At 74.4% G+C, this 25,013-nt stretch carries 20 protein-coding genes; 8 read left to right on the forward strand and 12 right to left on the reverse strand.

Annotated elements, in window-relative coordinates; all coding sequences use genetic code 11:
* The first annotated feature begins 203 nt into the window (after nucleotides 1–203).
* Nucleotides 204–860 carry a snapalysin gene (snpA, locus tag RNL97_RS27945; protein WP_313751336.1) on the forward strand — a complete coding sequence of 219 codons (657 nt, stop codon included), beginning with the start codon at nucleotides 204–206 and terminating at the stop codon, nucleotides 858–860.
* A gap of 144 nt (nucleotides 861–1,004) precedes the next feature.
* Here snpA and RNL97_RS27950 read toward each other — a convergent pair whose 3' ends face one another.
* A complete protein-coding gene (locus RNL97_RS27950; protein WP_030582883.1) occupies nucleotides 1,005–1,994 on the reverse strand; it encodes an SDR family NAD(P)-dependent oxidoreductase in 990 nt (329 codons plus the stop codon).
* A gap of 237 nt (nucleotides 1,995–2,231) precedes the next feature.
* Between RNL97_RS27950 and RNL97_RS27955 the strand changes: the two genes are divergently transcribed.
* The 4 genes from RNL97_RS27955 to RNL97_RS27970 are packed head-to-tail and all read left to right on the forward strand — an operon-like array spanning nucleotide 2,232 to nucleotide 7,028.
* Entirely contained in the window at nucleotides 2,232–3,488 is a 1,257-nt protein-coding gene (locus tag RNL97_RS27955; RefSeq protein ID WP_313751337.1) for a polyprenyl synthetase family protein, read from the forward strand.
* Entirely contained in the window at nucleotides 3,485–5,002 is a 1,518-nt protein-coding gene (locus tag RNL97_RS27960; RefSeq protein WP_030582877.1) for a phytoene desaturase, read from the forward strand. The genes RNL97_RS27955 and RNL97_RS27960 overlap by 4 nt, the downstream gene beginning before the upstream one ends.
* Nucleotides 4,999–6,027: a phytoene/squalene synthase family protein gene (locus RNL97_RS27965; RefSeq protein ID WP_243315777.1), complete on the forward strand. Its 1,029-nt coding sequence runs from the start codon at nucleotides 4,999–5,001 to the stop codon at nucleotides 6,025–6,027. Before RNL97_RS27960 ends, RNL97_RS27965 begins: the two co-directional genes overlap by 4 nt.
* Complete coding sequence (locus RNL97_RS27970; RefSeq protein ID WP_030582871.1) at nucleotides 6,024–7,028, forward strand: DUF5914 domain-containing protein; 1,005 nt, start codon at nucleotides 6,024–6,026, stop codon at nucleotides 7,026–7,028. Before RNL97_RS27965 ends, RNL97_RS27970 begins: the two co-directional genes overlap by 4 nt.
* 37 nt (nucleotides 7,029–7,065) lie before the next feature.
* Here the strand turns inward: RNL97_RS27970 and RNL97_RS27975 are convergent, their stop codons facing one another.
* The 6 genes from RNL97_RS27975 to RNL97_RS28000 all read right to left on the reverse strand — a co-directional run bounded on the left by RNL97_RS27975 (nucleotide 7,066) and on the right by RNL97_RS28000 (nucleotide 13,705).
* Nucleotides 7,066–8,619 carry an NAD(P)/FAD-dependent oxidoreductase gene (locus RNL97_RS27975; protein WP_030582868.1) on the reverse strand — a complete coding sequence of 518 codons (1,554 nt, stop codon included), beginning with the start codon at nucleotides 8,617–8,619 and terminating at the stop codon, nucleotides 7,066–7,068.
* Nucleotides 8,619–9,335 carry a class I SAM-dependent methyltransferase gene (locus RNL97_RS27980; protein WP_030582865.1) on the reverse strand — a complete coding sequence of 239 codons (717 nt, stop codon included), beginning with the start codon at nucleotides 9,333–9,335 and terminating at the stop codon, nucleotides 8,619–8,621. Before RNL97_RS27980 ends, RNL97_RS27975 begins: the two co-directional genes overlap by 1 nt.
* Nucleotides 9,332–10,591 carry a lycopene cyclase family protein gene (locus RNL97_RS27985; RefSeq protein ID WP_313751338.1) on the reverse strand — a complete coding sequence of 420 codons (1,260 nt, stop codon included), beginning with the start codon at nucleotides 10,589–10,591 and terminating at the stop codon, nucleotides 9,332–9,334. Before RNL97_RS27985 ends, RNL97_RS27980 begins: the two co-directional genes overlap by 4 nt.
* Before the next feature lie 241 nt (nucleotides 10,592–10,832).
* Nucleotides 10,833–11,186, reverse strand: coding sequence for a VOC family protein (locus RNL97_RS27990; protein WP_243315782.1), 354 nt, complete (start codon nucleotides 11,184–11,186; stop codon nucleotides 10,833–10,835).
* A 69-nt stretch (nucleotides 11,187–11,255) separates the two neighbouring features.
* Nucleotides 11,256–12,065 carry a methyltransferase domain-containing protein gene (locus tag RNL97_RS27995; protein ID WP_313751339.1) on the reverse strand — a complete coding sequence of 270 codons (810 nt, stop codon included), beginning with the start codon at nucleotides 12,063–12,065 and terminating at the stop codon, nucleotides 11,256–11,258.
* A 125-nt stretch (nucleotides 12,066–12,190) separates the two neighbouring features.
* Nucleotides 12,191–13,705 (reverse strand): bifunctional phosphatase PAP2/diacylglycerol kinase family protein, encoded by a 1,515-nt coding sequence (locus RNL97_RS28000; protein WP_243315785.1) that lies wholly within the window; start codon nucleotides 13,703–13,705, stop codon nucleotides 12,191–12,193.
* Nucleotides 13,706–13,977: 272 nt separating this feature from the next.
* On the opposite strand from RNL97_RS28000, the gene RNL97_RS28005 reads away from it, so the two are divergent.
* Nucleotides 13,978–15,336, forward strand: coding sequence for an aminotransferase class I/II-fold pyridoxal phosphate-dependent enzyme (locus tag RNL97_RS28005; protein WP_243315787.1), 1,359 nt, complete (start codon nucleotides 13,978–13,980; stop codon nucleotides 15,334–15,336).
* 19 nt (nucleotides 15,337–15,355) lie between these two features.
* Here RNL97_RS28005 and RNL97_RS28010 read toward each other — a convergent pair whose 3' ends face one another.
* Nucleotides 15,356–15,994: a DedA family protein gene (locus tag RNL97_RS28010; protein WP_243315789.1), complete on the reverse strand. Its 639-nt coding sequence runs from the start codon at nucleotides 15,992–15,994 to the stop codon at nucleotides 15,356–15,358.
* On the reverse strand, nucleotides 15,991–16,773 hold the full coding sequence (locus tag RNL97_RS28015) for an MBL fold metallo-hydrolase (RefSeq protein WP_243315791.1): 783 nt from the start codon (nucleotides 16,771–16,773) through the stop codon (nucleotides 15,991–15,993). Before RNL97_RS28015 ends, RNL97_RS28010 begins: the two co-directional genes overlap by 4 nt.
* Before the next feature lie 269 nt (nucleotides 16,774–17,042).
* On the opposite strand from RNL97_RS28015, the gene RNL97_RS28020 reads away from it, so the two are divergent.
* Nucleotides 17,043–19,388, forward strand: a complete 2,346-nt coding sequence (locus RNL97_RS28020; protein WP_313751340.1) for a phage holin family protein — start codon at nucleotides 17,043–17,045, stop codon at nucleotides 19,386–19,388.
* 54 nt (nucleotides 19,389–19,442) lie between these two features.
* Here the strand turns inward: RNL97_RS28020 and RNL97_RS28025 are convergent, their stop codons facing one another.
* The 3 genes from RNL97_RS28025 to RNL97_RS28035 form a co-directional block, all read right to left on the reverse strand.
* A complete protein-coding gene (locus RNL97_RS28025) occupies nucleotides 19,443–20,495 on the reverse strand; it encodes a LacI family DNA-binding transcriptional regulator (RefSeq protein WP_030582838.1) in 1,053 nt (350 codons plus the stop codon).
* 34 nt (nucleotides 20,496–20,529) lie between these two features.
* Nucleotides 20,530–21,168 (reverse strand): DUF305 domain-containing protein, encoded by a 639-nt coding sequence (locus tag RNL97_RS28030; RefSeq protein WP_030582835.1) that lies wholly within the window; start codon nucleotides 21,166–21,168, stop codon nucleotides 20,530–20,532.
* 106 nt (nucleotides 21,169–21,274) lie between these two features.
* Nucleotides 21,275–22,213: a DUF1996 domain-containing protein gene (locus RNL97_RS28035; RefSeq protein ID WP_313751341.1), complete on the reverse strand. Its 939-nt coding sequence runs from the start codon at nucleotides 22,211–22,213 to the stop codon at nucleotides 21,275–21,277.
* Nucleotides 22,214–22,438: 225 nt separating this feature from the next.
* Between RNL97_RS28035 and ligA the strand changes: the two genes are divergently transcribed.
* Entirely contained in the window at nucleotides 22,439–24,562 is a 2,124-nt protein-coding gene (ligA, locus tag RNL97_RS28040; RefSeq protein ID WP_313751342.1) for an NAD-dependent DNA ligase LigA, read from the forward strand.
* Nucleotides 24,563–25,013: the final 451 nt, after the last annotated feature.

Genomic DNA, 25,013 nt, shown 5'->3' on the forward strand with positions numbered 1-25,013 from the left:
CGGCGTAGCCGGGCGGTGGCCGGGCCGCCACCTGCGTCCGTCCGGACCCGTGGGGACGGGTGATAGGGCGGGGCAATCGCGAGTTGGCATCATCCCCGGCGGCTGCCCGCCCCCTCACACTCTCTCCGTACCGTCCCGCGCCCCGTCCGCTGAGCGGACACATCCCCGGACGCGGGTTCACCGGACAGTAGGAGAAATCCCCCATGAAACACGTCTCGACCGCCGCGGCCCACGCTCTGGCCGGACTCGCCCTCGTCGCCGCGCTGGGTGCGGCTCCCGCGGTCTCCGCCGCTCCTGCTCCTGCCCTCTCCACCCCCGCCGGCATCGCCGCGTACAACGGTTCGGGCGAGAACACCGCCGCGAACCGGGCGTTCTACGACGCCGTCATGAAGTCGGTCGCCGAGAAGCGGGCCGCCAACCCGGGGGCCCAGGCCGTCACCGTCACCTACAGCGCGGCCTCCGCCCCCAGCTTCCGCACCCAGATAGCCAACAGCACACGCATCTGGAACAGCTCGGTCTCCAACGTCCGGCTCCAGGAAGGCTCCAGAGCCGACTTCACCTACCGCGAAGGGAACGACCCGCGCGGATCGTACGCCTCGACCGACGGACACGGCCGGGGCTTCATCTTCCTGGACTACCGGCAGAACCAGCAGTACAACTCGACCCGCGTCACCACACACGAGACCGGGCACGTGCTCGGCCTGCCGGACACCTACTCCGGACCGTGCAGCCAGCTGATGTCCGGTGGCGGCCCCGGCCCGTCCTGCACCAACGCCCAGCCGGACGCCAGGGAGCGCGCCCGCGTCAACCAGCTCTGGCAGAACGGTCTCGCGGCCGCGCTCGCCCGGCCTGCCTCCTGACCGGCCGAGCCGGCACACCGACCGGCGCGAGCTGACTGCCCCGTCTGTACGAGCGGGGGCCGTTCCGGACGCGGAGCGGCCCCCGCGCCCGGCAACGGCTGAGCCGCAAGCGGTCGCGGCCGGTGCGCGCCGGCGGAGGCCGGCCTACGAGCTGCTGGGGGGCCCGGGCTCGCGCTGGTTGGCCTGGGGCACCGCTCGGTCGTTGCGCCTGCTGCCCCAGGCTCGGACGAGCTTCGCGACGGGGTTGCCCGGCTCCCCGGCATCGGCCCCCTGGCGGAGGGGGCCGGGGCCCGACGCGGACGGCAGGAGCCGGGCGGCGACGCCGCTGAGCCGGGTCGTCAGGCCGGGCGCCACGCCGTGCGCGAGCTGGGCCGCTTTGGCGGGCGCGGTGAGCACCAGCCGGGCGCGCCTCTGGATGACCGCGTCCACGATCCTGCGGGCGGCCCGCTCGGCGTCCATCGACAGCAGCGGGGCGCCCGCCGCGGTGCTGAACCAGCCGAACTCGGCGTCCACGTCTCCGCCGAACTCGGCCTGCCGGTGCGATCCGGTCCGCATCAGTCCCGGGTGGACGGCGGTGACGCTCACGCCGGAGGCGGCCGCCTCGGCGTGCAGCCCCTCGGCGAGCGCCCCGACCGCGGCCTTGGCGCACGAGTAGGGCAGCAGGTGCGGAACGCCGAGCAGACCGCCGACCGACCCGATGAGGCCGAGGCGGCCCCGGGTCTTCTTCAGGTACGGCAGCGCTTCCAGCGAGGTGTGCAGAGCACCGTAGAACATGGTGTCCATGGCGTCACCGAACTCCGCCGCACCCACCGCCTCGACGGGCGCGACCTGGATGACCCCGGCGTTGGCGATGACGAGGTCGAGGCCGTCACGCTCATGGACCTCGCGCACCAGGGCACGCACGGCGGCGCGGTCGCGTACGTCGCACACGGCCGTGCGCACGGGCGCCCCGGTCTCCTCCCGCAGCTGCGCAGCCGCCCGCTCCAGCTCGTCGGCGTCGCGGGCGGCGATGGTCACGACGCACCCGCGCTCCGCCAGATGCCGCGCCATGAACAGCCCCAGGCCCCGGGAGCCGCCGGTGACCAGGGCCCCCGGGCCCTTGGCCCGGCGGGGGAGGCGGGTGCGGTTGGTCATCTCATCGCCCTTCTCTGGGTGCGGTCGACGGGTGGGGGCCGACGCCGTGAAGCGGACGTGCCCCGAGTTCCCACGCCCCGCCACCTGTAACGTCCCGGCTGCCGGGGCTCGGGTCGGCGGAGGCGACGTGCCGGTCGGACTGTCACGCGGCTGGCCTCGATAGGCGAGGGCCCGAAGGGGTACGTGATGCAGCGGATGACGAGCCCTTCGTCGTCACCTCCGACGGAAAGAGCTGAGATGGGCCGTCTGCAGCCCGCGGACCACGCGTTCGCCGACCCCGTGCCACCACACGTCGGCCCGCCCGAGCCTGGGCCCCTCCAGGAGGCACGGGCCGTCGACGAGGATGTGGTCGCGGCCGTCCAGCGGACGGCCGAGTCCGTACTGGCGGAGTGCGTCGCCGAAGCGGCCCTCCACGACCCGGAATTCTCCGAAGCCGTGGCGCACCGGGTCGCCGACTTCACCCTGCGGGGCGGCAAGCGCGTGCGGCCCCGCTTGCTGTGGTGGGCCATGCGCGCCTGCGGCGCGGTCGAAACCCGGGCGGCTCTGCGCCTGGGCGTGGGTCTGGAGCTGATCCAGACCTGCGCCCTCATCCAGGACGACGTGATGGACCGCTCGCGGACGAGGCGAGGACGGCCCGCCGTCCACATCGCCCTGGCCGAGCAGACGGGCCTCGCGGCCGATTCCGCGGCGGGCGCGGCATTCGGCGCCTCCGCCGCCATCCTTGCGGGTGACCTCGCGCTGGTGTGGGCCGACGACACGGTCACCGAGACATTGCTGCCGTCCGCGCGGCGACGCCAGGTGAGGGCCCTGTGGCGGGCCATGCGCAGTGAGATGGTCGCCGGGCAGTACCTGGACCTGCGCGGCCAGATCGGCAGCGGCGCCTCGGCGGCGCGCGCCCTGCGCACCGCCTGCCTCAAGAGCGCTCTGTACTCGGTGGAGCGGCCCGTGGCGCTGGGTGCCGCCCTGGCCGGTGCCGACGAGTGGACCACCGACGCCCTGTGCTCGGCGAGCCGGTACGCCGGACTGGCCTTCCAACTGCGGGACGACCTGCTCGGGGTGTTCGGCGACCCGACGGTCACCGGGAAGCCCTCCGGGGACGACATTCGCGAGGGCAAGTCGACCTATCTGCTGGCGACGGCCCGTACCTGCGCCGACGCCGCCGACGACCGCCGCGCCCTGGCCGTGCTGGACCGTGCCGTCGGGAACCCGGACCTCGACGAGGGCGGCCTCGCGGAGGTGCGCGCCGTTCTGGAGTCCACCGGCGCCCGCGCCCTGGTGGAGGAGAAGGCGGAGCGCCTGGGCGAGCGGGCCGCGCGGAGACTGGCCCAGGCCGTCGACGTCGACGCGCACGCCCGCGACCGGCTGCTGGGCCTGCTGCAGGCGGTGGCGGGCGCCCGCGCCGCCGCCCCGCCCGGCTCCCGCGGCGCGCCGCGGGAGCCGCACCCCGGTGCGGCGGACACACTGACCATGGTCGAAGGAGGCCGCCCCCAGTGATCACGATCAAAGGGCCGGTCGACCACGTCGTGGTGGTCGGCGCGGGACTGTCCGGGCTGTCCGCCGCGCTCCACCTGCTCGGCGCGGGTCGCAGGGTGACCGTCGTCGAACGGGACGCGCTGCCCGGCGGGCGGGCCGGTCTCCTGGCGGAGGGCGGCTACCGCATCGACACCGGGCCGACTGTGCTGACCATGCCGGACCTGGTGGAGGACGCCTTCGCCGCCGTCGGCGACAGGATGGCCGACCGGCTGGAGCTGATCCGGCTGGACCCCGCCTACCGGGCCAGGTTCGCGGACGGGTCGCAACTCGACGTGCACACCGACGGAGCGGCCATGGAGGCTGCCGTCGAACAGTTCGCCGGGGCCCGCCAGGCGGTCGGCTACCGGCGGCTGCGGAGCTGGCTGGAGCGGCTGTACCGGGTCCAGATGCGCCGCTTCATCGACGCCAACTTCGACTCGCCCCTCCAACTGCTGCACCCCGACCTCGTGCGGCTCGCCGCTCTCGGCGGGTTCGGCCGGCTCGACGCCCGGATCGGGCGCTTCGTCTCCGACGAGCGGCTGCGCCGGGTCTTCTCCTTCCAGGCGCTGTACGCGGGGGTGCCCCCGGCCCGGGCCCTGGCCGCGTACGCGGTGATCGCCTACATGGACACGGTCGCCGGGGTGTACTTCCCACGCGGCGGCATGCACGCCCTGCCCACCGCGATGGCCCGGGCCGCCGCCGACGCGGGAGGCGAGTTCCGCTACGGGCAGACCGTGCGGCGGCTGGAGCGTTCCGGCGACCGGATCACCGCGGTCGTCACCGACCGTGAACGCATCCCGTGCGACGCGGTGGTCCTGACCCCCGACCTGCCCGTCAGCTACCGCCTCCTGGGCCACGCCCCGCGCCGGCCGCTGCCGCTGAGGCACTCGCCGTCCGCGGTGATCCTGCACGCGGGCACGGACCGCACCTGGCCGGATCTCGCACACCACACCATCTCCTTCGGGGCCGCGTGGAAGAGCACCTTCCGCCAGCTCACCCGCACCGGCGAGCTGATGTCGGACCCCTCGCTCCTGATCACCCGGCCCACGGCCACCGACCCCTCCCTGGCCCCGCCCGGCAAACACCTCCACTACATCCTCGCGCCCTGCCCGAACACCACGATCGGGCCCGGCGTACGGGAGTGGGCGGAGCTCGGCCCCCGCTACCGGGACGAGCTGCTCGCCTGGCTGGAGCGGCGCGAGATGCCCGGTCTGAGCGCGGCGATCGAGCAGGAAGGACTGGTCACCCCCGTCGACTGGACGGCGCAGGGCCACGCGGCCGGCACGCCGTTCGCCGTGGCCCACACCTTCCCCCAGACCGGTCCGTTCCGCCCGCGCAACCTGGTGCGGGGCACCGCCAACGCCGTCCTCGCGGGGTGCGGCACCACTCCGGGCGTCGGCGTGCCGACCGTGCTGATCTCGGGGAAGCTGGCGGCGCAGAGGATCACCGGCCCACCCGCCGCCCCATCCCGACGCACGAGAGGCACCGCCGTATGACCGCCCGTGAGCTGGACGCCGCAGGCATCCACGAGCCCGGCCTCCGCGCCGCCTACACCCGCTGCCGCGACCTCAACGCCCGTCACGGCAAGACCTACTTCCTCGCGACGCGGCTGCTGCCCATCGACAGGCGGGCGGCCGTGCACGCCCTGTACGGCTTCGCCCGCCGGGCCGACGACATCGTTGACGACCTCGAATCCACCGCCACCACCGAGGAGCGCACTGCCGCCCTGGCGGCCCTGGAGGCGCAGTTGGCGTGCGGGTTGCGCGACGGACGGGCCACCGAGCCGGTGATCCGGGCACTCGCCGACACGGCCGGCCGCTACGGCATCGACCACCGGTACTTCGCCGACTTCCTGGCCTCCATGCGCAGCGATCTGACGGTCACCGGCTACGCCTCGCTGGACGACCTGGGCGGCTACATGCACGGGTCGGCCGCGGTGATCGGCCTGCAGATGCTGCCGGTGCTCGGAACGGTGGTCCGGCGCGAGGAAGCCGCCGGGCCCGCGGCCGCGCTGGGTATCGCCTTCCAGCTGACCAACTTCCTGCGGGACGTCGGCGAGGACCTGGACCGGGGCAGGCTCTACCTCCCGGCCGACCTGATCGCCGCCCACGGAGTGGACCGGGCACGCCTGGAGTGGAGCCGACGCACCGGTGCGCGGGACACCAGGATCACCGCAGCGCTGCGGGCGTTCGCCGCGCACACGAGGACGGTCTACCGCCAGGCCCTGCCGGGACTGGGGATGCTGGACCCGGTCACCCGGCCCTGCATCCGTACGGCGTTCGTGCTCTACAGCGGCATCCTCGACGCGATCGAGGCCGAGGACTACGCGGTCCTGCACCGCCGCGCCGTCGTCCCACGCCGACGCCGGGCGGTCGTGGCGCTGGACGGGCTCGCCCGCGCGCTCGCGGCCCGCGCCCCGGTCCGTCACCGCACGGAGCCGGCGCCCGGCCGGCGCCCCGCCACCCTGGCCCGTACCGTCGTCACCGGCATCGCCACGCCCGTACGGGGGGAGGCTGCGTGAGCCCGTCCGCACGAGGCCGCATCCCGTTGCGACTGCGGCGCGCACCCGTTCCGTGGGAACGGCAGGAGCCGACCTGGCGGGCCGCGAAGCCCTCCCTCATCGCCCAGGCCCTCAAAAGGGCGCAGAGTCGGCCCTCCGGCAACTGGTACGTCATCGGCGCCTCGCGCGGCCTTCCCCCGGGGAAGACCCTCGGCATCACGGTCGGTTCCACCGAGATCGTCGCCTGGCGCGACGGCGACGGCAGGCTGCGCACCGGCCCGGGGGCCTGTCCCCACCTCGGGGCGCCCTTGCGGGAGAGCCCCGTGCGCTGCGGCGCGCTGGTCTGCCACTGGCACGGTCTCGCCCTGGACGGCGGGCCTTTCGCCGGATGGGAGCCCTACCCGGCCTTCGACGACGGCGTGCTGCTCTGGGTGCGGCTGGACCGCATGGGCGGCGAGAAGCCCACCGAGCGGCCCCGCGTTCCGGTCCGGCCACGTCTGGGCGACGGCGTCGACGCCGTCTACTGCGGGGTGGGGCGGTGCGAGCCGGAGGACGTGGTGGCCAACCGGCTCGACCCCTGGCACGGAGCCTGGTTCCACCCGTACTCCTTCGTCGACCTGACCGTGACCGGCGCACCCGACGACAGCGCCGGGGACGACGACGGGTTCCTGGTCGAGGTGTCCTTCAAGGTGGCCGGCCGGCTTGTCGTCCCGGTCCTGGCCAGGTTCACCGCGCCCGAGCCCCGCACCGTCGTCATGCACATCATCGAGGGCGAAGGGGCGGGGTCCGTGGTCGAGACCCACGCCACTCCTCTGGCCCCGGACGGGCACGGCCGGCCTCGCACCGCCGTCGTCGAGGCGCTTGTCGCGGCGTCCGACCGCCGTGGGTTCGCGGTGGCCCGGGCGGCTGCGCCGATGCTCCGGCCGCTGATGCGGGCATCGGCCGGCCGGTTGTGGCGCGACGACCTGGCGTACGCCGAGCGGCGCTGGGAGCTGCGGGCGCAGGGGCGGTTCCCCGGCTGACGTCCGTGGCACCGGACGGGGAACCGCCGTTCGTGCGTCAGCCGCCGAGTGCGGCGAGCCCCCGCAGCGGCAGGGACCGTCCGGTGCGCGGGACCGTCCACAGGGTCTGCCCGCGTACGCCCCACCGTTCCAGGTGCGCGTTGGCGGCGAGGAACCCGCTGGTGGCCGCGCGCTCCATCAGCGCCACCGGCAGCCCGGTGCGCACCAGGTCCCCGGCGACCGTGACGGCGGGGTCCGGGCTGCGTACGCCCGGCCGGTCCCGGTAGCCGCCCACCGGGAACATCGGGCAGTCCGCCCGCCATTCGTGGCGCTCGTCGACCACCCGGGCGCGGGAGGCCTCCGGGTAGATCCGGTGCAGCTGACGGACCGCCTCGGCCTGGACCGCGCCGCGGTCGGCGTCCGGGGAGACGGCGTAGGCGTGCAGTTCCAGGACCGAGCCGTCGGTGCGCCGGGCCCAGCGCGCCGCCTCGCCCTCCCAGCGGTCCAGGACGCTCACGTTGTCCAGTGGGCCGTAGCCGCTGGTGCCGAGGAACCCGGGCCGGTCGGGCGCCATCGGGCGGTCCAGCCAGAGCCGTGACACCAGGAACGGCGGGGCGGTCCGCAACCGGTCGATCCGCGCACGCCAGTCCGGGTCGCCCAGCTCGGGGGAGGCGGCCACGACCTGGCGCAGCCCGGCGCCGTCCAGAGCCAGGACGAGGGCGTCGCAACGCACGGTGTCCTGATCGGTGGTGACGTTGAGGCCGCCGTCGGGCTGCGGGCACACCTGTCGGACGGGGGTGTTCGTGCGCACGGCGACGCCGTGGCTCTCCAGATAGCCGCGCAGCGGGTCCCACAGGGCGGCGGGGAAGGGCTCGGCGGGGACGTCGAAGAGCAGGCCCTCGCTGGAGCCGAGGAAGTAGATGTGGAACATCAGGACCAGCTCGGCGGCGGACAGTTCGCGCGGGTCGGCGAAGAAGCTGCGGGAGAAGACCTCGAAGGCCAGGTGGTGGGCGGCCTCCGGGAAGCGGATGCGGGCGAGGAAGTCGTGGGCGCTGACCCCGTCGAGTTGCTCGTAGACCTCCGGCACCCGCACGTCCAGCAGCGGCAGCGCGGCGCGCGGATCCATCCTGGCCAGGTCGCGGACGCCGAAGGTCGGGCTGAGCGCGACGAACCCGAGAGCGCTGAACGGCGGGGTGCGCGGGACGCGGGCGAAGCTGTCGTGCAGTCCGGAGCTGTGCCGCAGGGGGTAGTCGGGCAGCGGGGTCAGTGAGTCGAGGCCGGGGTCGACCCGGCGCAGCAGCCCGCGCAGGTTGTAGTACTGACGGAAGAAGGCGTGGAAGCCGCGGCTCATGGTGACGGTCGAACCGTCCGCGAGCCGGGTCGGCCACCCCGCCAGCCGCCCGCCGAGATCCGGCTCGCTCTCGTAGAGGGTGACACGCACGCCTCGCTCGGCCAGTCCGGTGGCCGCCGCGATCCCGGCGACGCCGCCGCCGACGACCGTGGCGGTGGGGGCCTCGCCGGTGAAACGGGCCCGGCCCCCGGGCGCGTGGACCACGGCGGCCCGCCGGTCCCTGCCGTGACGGTCGCCCGGGCCGTTCCGCCTCGACGCCATCACGCCTCCCGCGCGGTGCGGCCGACGAAGGTGTGCGTGATGCCGGTCTGCCAGCCGGGCAGCGGCAGGGCGCGGACGTCCCGGAACCCGGCCTCTCGTAGCCGTCCGGCGAACTCCGGAGCCGTGTCGAAGGCGTTCACGCTCTCCTGGAGGTGGCGGTACAGCCGCGCGTCGCCGGTGAGCCGGCCGGCGGGCCGGATGACCGTCGAACAGACGGTGTTCCAGACGGCCCGGTCCACCGGTGATCCGCCGAGCGCGTACTCGTGGACGGCGAGCCGGCCGGAGGGGACCAGCAGACGGCGCACCAGGCGCAGGACCGCGTCGGCGTCCTGGACGTTGCGGAAGAGGTAGCCGGCGAACACCGCGTCGAAGGAGCCCGGCGCCAGCCGGTCGGCCAGCGCCTCCGCCGTGGCGTGGACGAACTCGACGTGCGTCAGCCGGGGTTTGGCCGCCGCCCGCTCCAGCATGCCCGCGGAGGCGTCGACACCGGTGACGCGGGCGAGCGGGGCGACGTCGACCAGCGCCTCGGTGGAGGCGCCGGTGCCGCATCCCAGGTCCAGGACGCGCAGTCCCGCACCGCCGTCCGCCAGGCCGAGCCGCCGTGCGGAGCGGCGCAGATGCGCGTGGTAGCCGGGGCTGGCCGCGACGAGCCGGTCGTAGGCCGCGGAGCCCCGGTCGAAGGCTTCGGACAGTGCGTCACCGCGCAACAGGGTCATGAGCTGCTCTCTTCCGGACGGGCGGGTGGGGGCGGCAGTGGCCGGGGTGGACGGCGGGGGATGAAGGGGAGTTCGGCGACGGTCCGCAGCATCGGAGCGACGGGTGTCCGCGCCCCGATGAGCAGGTCCTCGTGCCACCGGGACCCGCCGTCCAGGAAGGCCAGCAGCCGTTCGGCGGGTACCCCGCGGAAGAGGCGGCCGAAGAAGTCCGGGCCGTCGATCCTGCCGGTGTCCAGCGCCCGCAGCATCACCGCGTCCATCGCCCGCGCCCTCAGCCGGTGGGCAGGTGGCACCCTCAGGGGCTGGCCCGAGCGCAGCCGGGCGGCGGCGGCACGGCTCTGCCGTTGGATCGCGGCGAAGGTGTACCCCGTCGAGGGGCGGGTCGCGCCGCCCGCGGTGCCGATGCGATACACCGAACGCCCCACGCGGCGCGGGAAGCGGCCGTCGGTCATGGGGATGACACCGTGCTCGCGCGCCGTCACCTCGAACGCCCCCAGGCCGAGGATTTCCCGGGTGTACCGGTCCAGGGCCCGCCGGTAGCCGTCGGAGGTCAGCGGCGCGGGGGAGAACTCCGTGTACTCGACGAGCGCGGTGTGCGGATCGAGCGGCAGGACGTATCCGAAGGACAGGCCCCGCTCGGGCTGGGGTGTGCGGAAGTCCATCAGGTCCGGTACGGCCGGGTCGAACACGGGCCGTTCGGTGGCGACGAACCAGCCGGAGAAGTGCTGGAGCAGGGTGGTGCGGGCGGGCGGCAGAACCCGGGGCGGCCGGGAGTCGAACACGTACCGACCACGGACCAGGGCGCGTTCACCGGCACCGTCCCGGACGCGGACCTCGGCCCCGCCGCCGCGGAGGTCGTGCACCGAACTCACCGTGGCCGACACGCGGCGCACCCCGGGCGCGCCGGAGAGCCGCCGGTCCACGAGGGCCTCGAAGTCGTCGGAACGCAGCATCTTGTAGCGCAGCCGCGGCAGCCGGGCCACCACGGTCCCCCCGTCGGCGGTGCGCACCCGCAGCCGGGACCAGGAGGCGGCCAGCGACGCGTCGTAGGGCCCCTGCTCCGGCTCCCAGAAGCACCAGGTCCGGCGCGGCGGACTCAGCCGCCCCGGAGGCGCGTCGACGAGAACGACGGACAGAGGGCGGCCGCCCGGCGCGCACAGGTGGTGGGCCAGGCTGAGACCGGCCGCCCCGGCCCCGACGATGACCGCATCGACGTCGGCGAAATCAGCTGGCACGGCACCCTTCCCGACGGACATCGGGCCACGCCCGCAATCCGACTCCGCTTACCCACGCAAGTCATACATAGTCAGACGCGGGTGTCGCGCGGCATGACACGCCCGGAAGAGCACTTCTCCCTGATGCGGACCGGTCCTGACCCCCAACGGCGCGGGGCCCGCTCCCGCTTCGCGCACGGCCCGCTTCACCATGGCTCCCCAGGACGGGGCGTCACGGTGGCAGGCGGCGGCTCCTGGGCGCGGCGAAGGTAGCGGCGGCCGGTCAGACGGTGATGTTGCGGTCCACGTATTCGAAGACCGAGCCGTCCGGGTGGAGTGCGATGAGGTTGCGGCCCGCCGGGGTCGGCACCGGTCCCGCGATGACGCGTGCGCCCGCCCGGGTCAGCGCCTCGTTCGCCTCGTCGACGTCCTTGACTGCGATGGTCGCCCCCACCTTGCGCAGCACCTCCAGCTCCGACTCCGGCCCGCTCATCAGCAGGAAGCAGCCGATCGCGGCCACCGACACCCCACCGCGCTCGAAGCGCAGTGCCGACGTGCCGGTCAGCCCTTCGTAGAAGGCCACCGCGGCCTCCAGGTCGTCGACGCAGATACGCAGCGTGGCTCCGAGGATCTCCATGCGTACGAGGGTAGTTGGCGGCCGCGACCGGTGTGATCGATTCCGGGCGGGCCGGAGCCCCGCTTCACCTCACACCCGGCACAGCACCTCACCGTGGGGGACCATGAACCAGCCGTCGTCCTCCCCGCCCCAGGAGCGCCACGCCCCGGAGATCTCCGTGAGCTGCTCGGCGCTCGCGTGGCCGCCCGCCACCGCCAGCTCGGCGTAGACGGAGTCCGTCGTACGGTCCGCCCACAGGCCGCTCCACCAGGCGCGGCTCTCCGGGGTGGCGAAACACCAGGCGGCCGCGGTCGGGGCGATGTCGGTGAACCCGGCCTGCCGGGCCCAGGAGAGGAGGCGGCGGCCGGCGTCGGGCTCGCCGCCGTTGCCACGGGCCACCCGCCCGTACACCTCCTGCCACACGTCGAGGCCGGGGGTCTCCGGATACCAGGTCATCGCCGCGTAGTCGCTGTCGCGGGCCGCGACCACGCCGCCGGGCCGGCAGACCCGCCGCATCTCGCGCAGCGCCCGGACCGGGTCGCCCACGTGCTGGAGCACCTGGTGGGCGTGGACCACGTCGAAGGAGTCGTCGGCGAACTCCAGGGCGTGCACGTCGGCCACGGCGAACTCGACGTTCTCCAGGCCCCGTTCGGCCACCACCGCGGCGGCCTGGTCGAGCACGCCACTGCTGGCGTCCACCGCGGTGACCCGGCCCGGTGCGACCAACGCGGCCAGATCGGCGGTGATGGTCCCGGGGCCGCAGCCGACGTCCAGCACGGCCAGACCGGGGCGGAGTTCGCCGAGGAGGTAGGCGGCCGAGTTGGCGGCGGTCCGCCAGCGGTGCGAGCGCAGGACCGACTCGTGGTGTCCGTGCGTGTACACGGCGGTGTCCTTCGGCATGACGTGACGCCCTCTCCCTCTCCCGGAAGCCCCGCGCCGACGGGCGCGGTGACGGAACCACCGTACGCCGTCATGTCGGATGGTGAGATAGGCGTCTTGCTATGCGGACTTGCGCTCCTGGAGTGTCAGACCTGCATCGGGCAGTAGACCGTCAGCGCTTCCGGCAGCTTGTCGATCACCAGCTCCGTTCCCGAGTGGGCCACCTCGCCGTCGTACGCGTACGGAGTCCCGGGCGCGAGTCCGCCGATCCGCACCCGGCGCCGCCGGACGGCGGCATGGGCGGGGGAGCGGGTCAGCGGTCCCGCCACCGCCGCCGCCAGCAGGCGCAGCGCGGGCCCCCGCCCGCCGTGCACCACCCGGACGTCCAGCAGTCCGTCGGCCAGGTTGTGGCGGCGGCCCGGGGCGGGGCCCAGCCGCCGGAACAACCCGTTGCCGACGAAGACCAGCCACAAGGGACGCCTGCGGCCCTGGAACTCCGCCTCCAGCGGTCGCTGGCCGCGCAGCACGTGGAACGCCGCGAGCACGCCCGCGGGCCAGCCGCCGATCCGCGGCGACCAGTGTTCGCGGGTGCGCACCAGTTCCGGATAGGCGCCCAGCGAGAAGGCGTTGAGGAAGTACCCGTCGGCTCCCTCCGCCCCCCTGGGACCCGGCCGGAAGCGGCCGAGGTCCACGCGGATGGCGTCGCCCGCGGTGAGGGCGGCGGCGGTTTCGTGGACGGTCTCGATGCCCAGGTCGTAGGCGAAGTGGTTGAGCGTGCCGCCGGGGAAGACCGCCAGGGGCATCCCGTGCGTCGCGGCGACGGAGGCCGCCAGGTTCACCGTGCCGTCGCCGCCGCAGACGCCCAGGGCCCGGCCGCGGCCGGCCGCCTCGTCGAAGGCCGCCGGCAGATCGGCGGGTGCGACCTCCATGACGGTCGCCATCGGCAGCGCCTCGCGCACCAACGACGCGGTCGCGGTGGCCGTACCGGACGCCCGGTTCACCACCACGACGAGATCCTTGCCGGCGGGCAGCGCCGGGGCCTCGCCCGGCGGCCGGCCGGGCGCGGGGAGCTGGCCCCGGGTGGGGACGACCCCGCGCAGGGCGAACGCGGCTCCTATGCCGAGCGCCGCACCCGCGAGCACATCGCTCGGGTAGTGGACCCCGGTGTAGACGCGGGAGGCCGCCACGGCCGCCGCGACCGGGGCCACGACCGCGCCCCAGCCCTTGGACTCCAGGGCCACCCCGGTGGCGAAGGCGGCCGCCGACGCGGCGTGGCCGGAGGGGAAGGAGGTGGTGACCGGCTGCCGCTTGAGCTGCCGCATCACCGGCACCGCGTCCAGTATCGGCCGGTCACGGCGCACCGCGCCCTTGCCGACCGTGTTGATCGCCACCGAGGCCACGGCGAGGGACGCCACCCCGCGCAGCGCGGCCCGACGCGAACGCGCGCTGCTGCCGAGGGCCGCGATCCCGGCCGCCGTCCCGAACCAGAGCAGCCCGTGGTTGGCGCTCCGGCTCAGCCGGGGCAGCAACGGATCGGCCCCCGGCCAGTGCCGGTCCGCGACGCTCCGGAAAACGGCCAGGTCGCGCCCCTGCAGCCAGCCGCGCAGCCGGGCGACGGCGGGAGCGGAGGAGGCGGTGGGTGAGGTTCTCGGTGTGGACATGGGTCAGCGAATACCCGTCCGGGCCGCGCTGAACCAGCAGGCGCGCTGAGACTCCGGCCACGGGCCACCACCGGCCGGCGGAGCAGCCGAGGCGGTGACACCCCTGGCGCGGGCGGTCGATTGGGCGGGCGGGACGCCCGGAACCTCCGTATAAAGAAGCCAGCGGCCGTCTGCCCGGGCAGCCGGACCCCGGGCACCGGGCGAGTCCGGCGGGGCGGGGCGGGACGCGAAGGCGTGGAGACGCGGAGCGACGAGCGGCGGAGGAGGCCCGGATGCAGGGGACCGACGACCCCGGCCCGGCGGGGGAGCGGGCCGCCGGGCAGGACCCGGCCCGCGCGCAGGAGGGCCGGCCCCGCCGGCCAGATGACCGGGCCGCCCGCGCCCAGGACGACCCGGCCCCCGAGCCCGGTCGGCCGGCCGCCCCCACGCACGAGGATCACGGCCCCGTCCGTTACGGGCCGCCCGCCCCCGACCCCGGCCTGCCGGTCCTCCCTGAGCTGGCCGCCGTGCTCGCCGAGGCCTCCGCCCGTACCCGCCCCGAGCCCCCCGGTGGCGGGCCGGACCTGCGTGAGGCGGCCCGGGGCTACTGGGACCGGCGTGGGCTGCACGGGGTGGCGGGCGGGATCGCCGCCGCACCCGGGGCCCAGCCGCTCCTGCTGGCCCTCATCGGCGCACACGGCGGGGACGTCCTCATGCCGCGCCCCTGCCCCGCCGCCTGGATGCCGCAGGCCCGGCTGCTGGGCCGCCCCGCCTACCATGTGCCCACCCCGGCCGAATGCGGCGGCATCCCCGACCCGTACGCCCTGCTGGAGACCGTCCGCCGGATCCGTGCGGAGGGCGGGCGGCCGAAACTGCTGCTCCTGTCCGTCGTGGACGACCCCACCGCCACCGTCGCCCCGCCCGAGCTGGTCCGCGAGGCCTGCGAGGCGGCCGTCGACGAGGGACTGCACATCGTCAGCGACGAGACCTGGCGCGACACCGTGCACCGCCCGCACGACACCGTCCTGCTCAGCCCGGCCGAGATGTGCCCGGACGACGTGACGGTGATCGCCGACCTGTCCGGGGCCCTCGTACCCGCCGCCTGGCCGGTCGCCGTCGCCCGCTTCCCCGATACCCCCCGCGCCGCCGTCCGGCACGCCCGAACCCTGGACATCCTCACCGCACTCGGCGCCCTCGTCGCCGGTCCGGTCGCCCACGCCGCCGCCCACGCCCTGGGCGAGCCCGACTCCGTACGCGACCGGATCCGGCGGGCCGCCGCGCTCCAGACCGAGGTCGCCGCAGCCGCCCACCGCGCGGTCCTCGGCTCCGGCGCGCTGGCCCGCCCCCCGCAGGCGGGCCGCCACCTCTACGCCGACCTCGGCCCCCTCCGCTCCCGGCTGGCGGACCTGGGCGTCACGGACTCCATGGAGCTGGAGGAGTACCTCACCGACCGGCTCGGCGCCCCTGCCCCGGGCGGGCACCGCTTCGGGGACGAGCTGGGCGCCCTGCGCGTACGCCTGGGCACCGGTCCGCTGCTGGGGGCGACGCCGCAGCAGCAGACGGAGTCCCTCGTCGCGGCGAAGCCCCTGGAACTCCCGCACGTGGCGCGGGCACTGGACGGCTTCGCGGCGGTCTTCGCCGCACTGCGGTGAGTACGGCCGCCGAGGACGGCTACGAAGACGCGGGGCGAAACCGCGCCCGCAGCCTCCGCCACACCGCCGGTGCCCCGCTGATCAGCAGCGTCAGGGCGACCGCCGCGACCACTCCCTGCCACGGCTCCGGGAACAGCGAACCGCCCAGGATCCCGATCAGCTGGTACGTCGCCGCCCACGCCAGACACGCCGGAACATCGCCCCGGGCGAACTGCCGCAGCGGCATCCGGCCCAGCAGACACGCCAGCATCACCGGGATCCGCCCGGCCGGCACCAGCCGGGACAGCACCAGCACCGTCCCGCCGTGCTCCGCCAGCTTCTCCTGCGCCTGGGCCAGCCGCTCCGGCGCGGCCCGGCGGGTTATCGCCTCCAGCCACTTCGAGCCGTTCTTCGACCGCACCCCGCGCTGCCCCAGCCAGTACAGACAGACGTCCCCGAGGAACGCGGCGGCCGACGCCACCAGGAACACGAAGAGCAGGGCGAGCGGCGACGTCTGGTGGAAGGCCACCACCGCCGCCGAACTCACCAGCGCCCCGGTCGGCACCACGGGCACCAGAGACCCCAGCGCCACCAGGGCGAACAGCGTCGGATAGCCGATCGCCTGCTGGGCCGACTCGGTGGGCAGCTCCCGCACCACCTGCTGGATCTCCTGGATCACCGGCCGGCCTCCGGTCTGACCCGCTCGCCGTGCCCCAGCAGGTGCACGGCCACCTCGGGCGCCCGCTGCGCCGCGTGCCGTACGAACTCGTCGCCCGGTGCGTGGAACTCGTGCGGGCGCACCGCGTCCAGGCCGATCGGCCAGTACGTCCCGTAGTGCACCGGCACCGCCGCCCGGGGCGCGAGCCGGGCCAGCGCCTCGGCGGCACGGACCGGGTCCAGATGGCTGTGCCCCAGATAGGGTCCCCACCCGCCCACCGGCAGCAGCGCCACATCCACCCGACCCACCGCGTCGGCCATCGTGTCGAAGAGCCCGGTGTCCCCGGCGAAGTACGTCCGGGCCTCGCCCTCGACGACGTAGCCGAGCGCGGGCGACCGGTGCGGGCCGACCGGCAGCCGCCGCCCGTCGTGCAGCGCGGGAACCGCCCGCACCCGCACCTCCCCGATCCGCACCGTGTCACCCGGCCGCACCTCGGTGACGTGCAACTGCCGCACCCGCCGCAGCATCCGCAGCCCCGGCACGGCCGCCACCGCACCGCTCGGCACGATCAGCCGGCTGCCGGGAGCCAGCCGGGCCAGCGACGGCAGATGCAGATGGTCGGAGTGCAGATGGGAGACCAGCACCACCTCGGCGACCGCGGCCTCCGGCGGCGGCACCTCGCCCCGGCGCCGGCGCAGATGCGCGAAGCGGCGTACGAACAGGGGGTCGGTCAGCACCCGCACCCCCGAGTCCTCGATCGTGCAGGTGGCATGACCCCACCAGGTGACCTCCACCGGCACGTCCGCCTCCTCGCTCGGTCCCCGTCCGGTTCCTGGCCGGCCCCGGTCGGTCCTCATCCTGCCCCGTCCGATCCGCGCCACCCGGTGTTCTGCCCGCGTGGGCCGTGCCCGGGTGCGCTGCCGGAACGAGCCTATGCGCCCCCCGCACCGTCGCGCCGAGCCTTGGGCCTGTCGCCGAAGCCGCTGACCGGGAGCGACGCTGTGAAAAGCTGAAGGGCGGGCCCGGACGCACCGGGCCCGGGAGCGGAGAGGGCGTGAGGTGGACCGGCGTGGGTGACGGGAAGTGGCGTACGGCGGGCAGGGCCCTGATGCGGGTGATCGCGGTCTGGGCGGTGTCCACCCTCACCATGCTCGTGCTGGCCGGCGCCCTGCCCGACTTCCAGCTCCAGTCCGACGACGGCGACACGATCACCAAGACGGCGTTCACCGCGGCCTGGGGCGCGGGTGCGTTCGGCCTGCTCTCCGCCCTGGTGTGGCCCGTCCTCGTCCGGTCCCTGCTCGTCGTGCCCGCCCTGGTCCTCGGTGCGCTGGTCTTCTTCCTCAACGGCTCGCTGCTGCTGATAGCGCTGCGCCTGATCCCGGACGGACGCGGTGACGCCGCGCCGGAGACCGCGGTCGTCGTCGCCGCCGTGATGTCCGCCGTCGCCTCCGCCACCTCCACCGCCCTCGCCGTCCGCGACGACGAGGCCTACCGCCGCCGGCTGTCCCGGCTCGCCGACCGGCGGCGCAGACGCGGCAGATCGCCGGACCCGGCCGAACCCGGCCGCGACGGACCGCCCGGCACGGTCTTCCTCCAGCTCGACGGAGTCGGCCACGACGTGCTGGTCAAGGCGGCGGCCGACGGGCTCATGCCGACCGTCGCCGCATGGCTCGCCGACTCCTCAGGACACCGCCTCACCCCCTGGCGTACCGACTGGTCCAGCCAGACCGGCGCCAGCCAGCTCGCCCTCCTGCACGGCAGCAACCACGACGTGCCCGCGTTCCGCTGGTACGAGAAGGAGACCCGCACCGTCATGGTCTCCAGCCGCCCCGCGAGCGCTCTCGAAATGCAGCGGCGGGCCATCCGGCGCACCCACGACGGCGGCCTTCTCACCGTCGACGGGGCGAGCCGGGGGAACCTCTTCAGCGGCGGCGCCGGACAGCTCGCCCTGGTGCTCTCCATGGCCGCCCGGCGCGGCAAGGGCCGCCGCTCCCGCGCCGGATACTTCGCCTACTTCTCCGACCCGGCCAACGCCACCCGCACCGCCCTCTCCTTCGTCGCCGAGGTCCTCCGGGAGATCGGCCAGTCGTCCCGGGCCCGCGCCCGCAGGGCCACCCCCCGGGTCAAGCGCGGCGGGCTCTACCCCTTCATCCGCGCCTTCGCCACCGTCGTGGAGCGCGATGTGGTCGTCGCCGCCGTCCTCGGCGACATGTTCGCCGGACGCACCGCCGTCTACGCCGACCTCGTCGCCTACGACGAGGTCGCCCACCACTCGGGGCCCCGCAGCCGTGACGCCGAGAGGGTCCTCGTACGCCTCGACCGCTCCCTCGCCCTGATCGCCAAGATCGCCGACCACACTCCGCGCGCCTACCGGATCGTGCTCCTGTCCGACCACGGCCAGAGCCCCGGGGAGACCTTCGCGGGGAAGTACGGGCTCACGCTGAAGGACCTCGTCCGGGCGGGCTGCGGGCTGCCCGTGCCCCGCCGCGCCCAGCGCACCCGCAGCGGCTCCGAGGCCCGTGACGCGGTGCGCATCGCGCTGCACCGCCCCGTCGAGGGGCAGCAGGACGAGCACCCGGCCAAGCTCTCCGACCCCATCGTGCTGGCCTCCGGAAACCTCGGGCTGATCTCCTTCCCCGACATCGAGGGCCGCGCCACTCGCGAGCAGATCGAGCGCCGCCACCCGGCGCTGCTCTCCACGCTCGCCAACCACCCGGGGATCGGCTTCCTCCTCGTCGGCGGGGAGGACGGCTCCGTGGTGCTCGGGCGCGGCGGCGCCGAGGTCCCGGTCGCCGAACTGACGGACGACGAGGGCCCGCTCGCGGACTTGGGCATCGGGGCGGCCGACGCCGTGCGCCGTACGGACACCTTCCCGCACGTCGCCGACGTCATGGTCAACTCCATGTACGACCCCGCCACGGGCACCGTGCACGCCTTCGAGGAGCAGATCGGCTCGCACGGCGGTCTCGGCGGCGAACAGTCCCGGCCGTTCCTGCTCTGGCCGCGCGGCCTCACGGACCCGCTCGACGTCGTGGCCGCCGAGACCGCGGAGGGCGCGCCTCCGCCGCCGGGCGGCGGTCTGGTGGGCGCCGAGGCGGTCCACCGGGTGCTCACCCGCTGGCTCCAGGAGTCCTCGGGCCCCCAGGTCCCGGTGCGTGCCGAGGGCTTCGCCGGGGCCGACCTGGCGGACGAGCCGTTCCCGGCAGACACTCCGGCCCCGGCAGACGCTCCGGTTGCGGCGAAGCCCCCGACGCCGGCAGAGACTCCCGCGCCGACGGAGACGCCGGTGCGGAACGGGCTGAAAGCGGCGGGGACCCCGGCGCAGGGGAGGTCTGGGACGGCGGGGACCCCGGCGCAGGGGAGGTCTGGGACGACGGCGACCCCGGTGCCGGTCAGGCCGGATACGACCGCCTGACCGATCAGCAGCCACGCTCGGGCCGACGGCTGGGCACTCCGGGGCCCCTGCGGCTCAGGCCGACTGCCGCCGTACCAGCGCCGCCGGGAAGAGCACCGAGGGCGACGGGCCGCCCGGCTCGCCGATCTGCTTCAGCAGCAACCGGGCCATCTCCGCCGCCATCTCCTCCACCGGCTGCCGGACCGTGGTCAGCGGCGGGTCGCACGCAGCGGCGGCGCTGCTGTCGTCGAAGCCGACCACCGCGACGTCGGACGGCACGTCGCGGCCGGCCCGGAGCAGCACGGGCAGGGCCCCCAGCGCCATGAGGTCGGAGGCGATGAACACGCCGTCCAGATCCGGGCGGTCCGCCAGCAGCCGGCGCATCGCCGCCGCCCCGCCCAGATGCGTGAAGTCCCCCTCGGCGCAGGCCACGTCCTCGATGCCATGGGCGGCGCAGGCCTCCAGGAATCCGGTCAGCCGCACCTGCCCGGCAGGCATGTCCTGGGGGCCCGTGATCGTGCCGATGCGCCGCCGCCCCTGCGCGGCCAGGTGATCGGCCGCCAGCCGCGCTCCGGCGTGCTGGTCCACCTCCACATAGGCCAGCGGCGACGGCTTGTGCGGACGGCCCGCGAGGACGGCGGGCATCCGGGTCTCCTGGAGCAGCCCGGGCAGCGGGTCGTCGGCGTGCGTCGTGATCAGCACGACCCCGTCGACGTGGCCGTGCCGCAGATAGGAGAGCAACTGGCTGCGGGACGCCTCGTCGTCGGCCAGCATCACGACCATCTGGATCCCCGCCGGGCGCAGCACCTCCAGCAGTCCGCTGACGACCCGCCCGAAGTACGGGTCGGAGAACATCCGGCCGACGAACGGCTCGGACATCGGCCGCCGTTCCCGCTCGGAGACCACCAGGGCCACCGAGTCGGTGCGCCGCGTCACCAGCGAGCGCGCGGCCCGGTTGGGCACATAGCCGGTGGTCGCCACCGCCTGCTCGACGACGCTGCGCAGGGCCGGGTCCACCGTGGTCGCCCCGTTGATCACCCGGGACACCGTCGCCCGTGACACACCGGCCACGGCCGCCACGTCCTCCAAGGTCGTGGGGCGTACGGGCTGCGGCACTTCGGCTGTCATGCAGCCCTTTATACCCGCAGGCAGGCCGCCCCGTTCAGCCGAGGGCCCGCACCGCGCCCGGCAGCCGTTCCAGCTCGGCGAGGGACCTCTCGCGCGCCGTCACGAGGGCGGCGGCCAGCTTGCGGGCGTCCGCCCGGCCGCCCGAGGTGATCTCCGAACGCGACACCTGTGCGGACTGCCGCAGATGGTCCCGGATCTGCGCGAGGACGAGCCGGTCGAACGAGGGCCCCTCGGCGGCGCGGGCCGCCTCCAGGTCCCGTACCGTCACCATGCCGGGCATGTCGTGCCCCGCGTGCACATCGGTCCGGGGCAGTCCCATGCGGGTCAACAGAATTCTCAGGCGGCCGAGTTCGGCCTCCTGACCGGTGCGCAGCCGCATCGCGAAGTCGCGCACCCGCGGTTCGGCCGCCCGCTCGGCTGCCAGGGTCAGGAGCTTCACCGCCTGCTGATTCATGGGGGTCATCAGCTGGACCCAACCGGCATCGGTGGCGGTCGAAGTGGAGGTGGGGGCCGGGGCCGGGGCGCCGGTCGGTGGGGACTTGCGCGCCTGTGCCGTACGGGGCGCGGAATCCGCCGGTGAACAGCCGGCCGCGCCGCCGAGAGCCAGTGCGCCGAGCAGGACGAGGACGGCGGCCCGGCTGACCGGTGGGAGCGGGAGGTCGATGGGGTTCATGGGGTGTCCTCGTACGGGGAGGGGGAGGGCATCCGCCCCGGAGCCGACGCCCCGGGGCGGACACGGTGGTGCGTGGGGGTGGGTCGGGCGCGTTGGTGACGGGTGGTCAGGGCTTGCCGTCGAAACCGCACTTGACGATCGCGTTGATGCAGTCGCGGACGCGCTGCGCCATCTCCTCCTCCGGCCATACGTTGAAGAAGTCGCCGTGCATGGTGTAGCCGGGCCCGGACGCCAGCCGGAAGCGGGCCGGGTCGCCGTTCACCGGGTAGCGCAGCACCTGCCGGAGCTTGGGCACCGGCACCGGATGGGTGGACGGGCAGCCGCCGTTCACCGGGTAGGCCATGTGGCTCTTGTGGTCGGGGGAGTCGAGGTCCGTGCCGTTCCAGCACTGCGGGAAGTCCAGGTAGGACTCCATCATCGTGCCGGGCGGACAGTTCACGAAGTTCTGCGAGGGGTTCACCTCACCGGCGTGCAGGCACGACCAGCGGGCGATCGTGTTGTCCTGGGGGCCGGCCGCCTTCGCGTTGCCCGCCACGATGCGCAGCCCCCGGGGGAAGGGCTTGATCCGGCGTATGACGTCGTCGCTCACGCCCTCGCCCAGGTAGTAGAAGGTGGTCCCGGTGGGCTCCACCTCCCTGTCGCCGTCGTAGAGGGTGGGCACCCAGTACGACGACAGGTCGGTGTCGGGGGCGCACGACGTACGGCCCTTCTCCAACGAGGCCAGGTCGGAGCCGGCGTGCGTGGTGTCGTTGCCGAAGAAGCTGTGCATGTGGGAGGCGCCCGGCAGCCCGGGGAAGACGATCGGGTCGTCGGGGAGCCGGTGGGTGTAGGGGCACTCGGCGAGGAACTCGGCCACCCGCACGACATCCGCGGCGGCCTTCGGCGCGGTTTCGGCGGCGGCGCGCTCGACCGCGGCGTTGCCGACGTTGGCCTGGAGGAAGGAGAGGGCGAGGGCGGCCGCGGCGAGCCCGGCGATTCTGTACCGCCAGGACGGCAGGGATCGTTGACGGCGGTGGTCGGGGTTGCGTCGATGACGGAAGAACACGGCACTCCTGTTCGGGGAAGTGGGGGTTCCTGGAGCAAATCAGAGAGCGCTCTCTCAAATGGAACGTAGAAGTGCCTTCTGTGCATGTCAAGGGATCGCGCAGGCTCGGTAAATCGGCATGATAGAGAGCTAGTTGTGCGTGAAGGCGCAGGAGAGCGCTCTTCCAGCAGGGGGGCGAGAAGGCGATCCGGGCCGTTGTCAGTGGTGGGCGGAAGAATGGCGACCATGACGAACTCAGCTGCTGTGCTCGCCGATGCCGCCGCCTACGCCGCCGCCGTGGAAGAGGCCTCCGTCGCCGCCGCCGCGTACTACGCCACGGGCGAGAGCGCGTTGGACGACGACGCCTACGACCGGCTGGCGCGCGGTATAGCCGCGTACGAGGCGGATCATCCAAAGGAGGTGCTCGCCGCCTCGCCGACCGGCAAGGTCGCGGGCGGGGCAGCCGTCGGCGACGTGCCGCACACGGTTCCCATGCTCTCGCTGGACAACGTGTTCTCGGCCGAGCAGTTCGTGACCTGGACCGCCTCGCTGGAGCGGCGCATCGGCAGACCGGTGACCGCGTGGAGCGTCGAGCCGAAGCTCGACGGCCTGGCGGTCGCCGCGCGCTATCGCGACGGCCGGTTCGAGCGCCTCATCACCCGGGGCGACGGCACTGCGGGCGAGGACGTCTCACATGCGGCGGGCGCGGTCGTCGGACTGCCGGAGCGGCTGGCCGAACCGGTCACCATCGAGGTGCGTGGCGAGATCCTCATGACGAACGACCAGTTCGACCAGGGCAACGCGATCCGTACGGAACACGGCGGCGCCCCCTTCGCCAACCCGCGCAACGGGGCGGCCGGCACCCTGCGCGCCAAGGACCGCGCCTACCGGGTGGAGACGACCTTCTTCGCCTACGGCGCGCTGCCGCTGCCCGATTCCGGGGAGCTGGGCGAGACCCTGGCGGAACTGCCCCACAGCGAGGTCCTGTCGTACGTCGCCGGCCTCGGCGTGCACACGGCCGCGGGCACCGACGTGGCGCCGGTCCTGGCCGCCACGGTCGAGGAGGTCCAGGCGCGGGTGGACGCCATAGGCTCGCTGCGCGCCGCGCTGCCGTTCGGCATCGACGGGATCGTGATCAAGGCCGATCTGGCGGCCGACCAGCGCGAGGCGGGCTCCGGCACCCGCGCCCCCCGCTGGGCCATCGCCTACAAGCTGCCCGCCGTGGAGAAGATCACCCGCCTGCTGGCCGTCGAGTGGAACGTCGGGCGGACGGGCGTCATCGCGCCGCGCGCCGTCCTGGAGCCCGTGGAGATCGACGGCTCCACCGTCGGTTACGCCACCCTGCACAACCCGGCCGACATCACCCGGCGCGACCTGCGGCTGGGGGACCAGGTCATGGTCTACAAGGCCGGCGACATCATCCCGCGCATCGAGGCCCCCGTCGTCCACCTGCGCACCGGCGAGGAGACGCCGATCGACTTCCCCGAGAGCTGCCCGCAGTGCGGCTCCGACATCGACACGAGCGAACAGCGCTGGCGCTGCACCCGAGGCCGCAACTGCCGCCTCGTCGCCTCCGTCTCGTATGCGGCGGGCCGCGATCAGCTGGACATCGAAGGCCTCGGCTCCACCCGGGTCGTCCAGCTCGTCGACGCGGGTCTCGTCGCGGACTTCGCCGATCTCTTCACCCTGGAGCGCGAGCAGTTGCTCGCCCTGGACCGGATGGGCGAGACCTCCACGGACAATCTCCTGGCGGCCATCGAGACCGCCCGCACCCGGCCGCTCTCCCGGGTCTTCTGCGCCTTGGGCGTGCGGGGTACGGGGCGCTCCATGTCACGCCGGATCGCCCGGTATTTCGCCACGATGGACCGGATCGTCGCCGCGGACGTGGAGACGCTCCAGCGGGTGGACGGCATCGGCAAGGAGAAGGCCGCAGCGGTGGTCGCCGAGCTGGTGGAGCTGGCACCGCTGATCGACAAGCTCGTCGCTGCCGGGGTGACGATGACCGAGCCGGGTGCCACCCCGCCCCCGGAGCCCGGGACGGAGGAGGAAGCGGCGGCCGGGGCGGACTCCGAGACCGCTGGCGCCGTCGGCACCGGCGCCGCCCTGCCCCTGGCGGGGATGACCGTGGTGGTGACGGGCGCGATGTCGGGAGCGCTGGAGAAGCTGTCGCGCAACCAGGTGAACGAGCTGATCGAGCGGGCCGGCGGCAAGTCGTCCTCCAGCGTCTCGCAGCGCACGAGCCTGCTGGTCGCCGGGGACAAGGCCGGCTCCAAGCGCACCAAGGCGGAGGATCTGGGGATCCGGATCGCGGCGCCGGAGGAGTTCGCGGAGCTGGTCGGCGCGTTCCTGGCGGCGGGGGAGGACGCCTGAGCCGGTGACCGCCGCAGACGGTGTGGCGGCGCGCCTGTGAATCAGCGAGGAAGTGGCGTTCCACCACCCCGTATTGCATAGTGAGGGCTCGGTCGTGCCTCACTATCAGTGGGCCGACGGGTGCGTGGGCGGCGGAGACGGCCGGCCGGGGGTGAGGGACGATGCGTTCTGTGCACGACGGACAGCGACCGGGTCGCGCCGTCCCCCCGTGGTCCGGACCCGCCCTGAGGGTGCAGGCCCTGAGCGCCGCTGCCCTCTCCTCGCCCCGTCGTGCTCCTGTTCCGACCGTCCCGATCACTTCCGCAACCGGCGAGCGGCGAGGGCCGTTCCGCCCGGGGGCGGGCCCATGGGGGAAGGGCCCCGGACCGCTTCGTGACGGAAGCGGTGCCGGGGCGTTCGGGGCGGGACGTTCCGGAGACTCCCCAGGGGGTTTCCGGACGCATCACCAGCA

This window comes from Streptomyces parvus (assembly GCF_032121415.1).
GTDB lineage: Bacteria > Actinomycetota > Actinomycetes > Streptomycetales > Streptomycetaceae > Streptomyces > Streptomyces globisporus_A.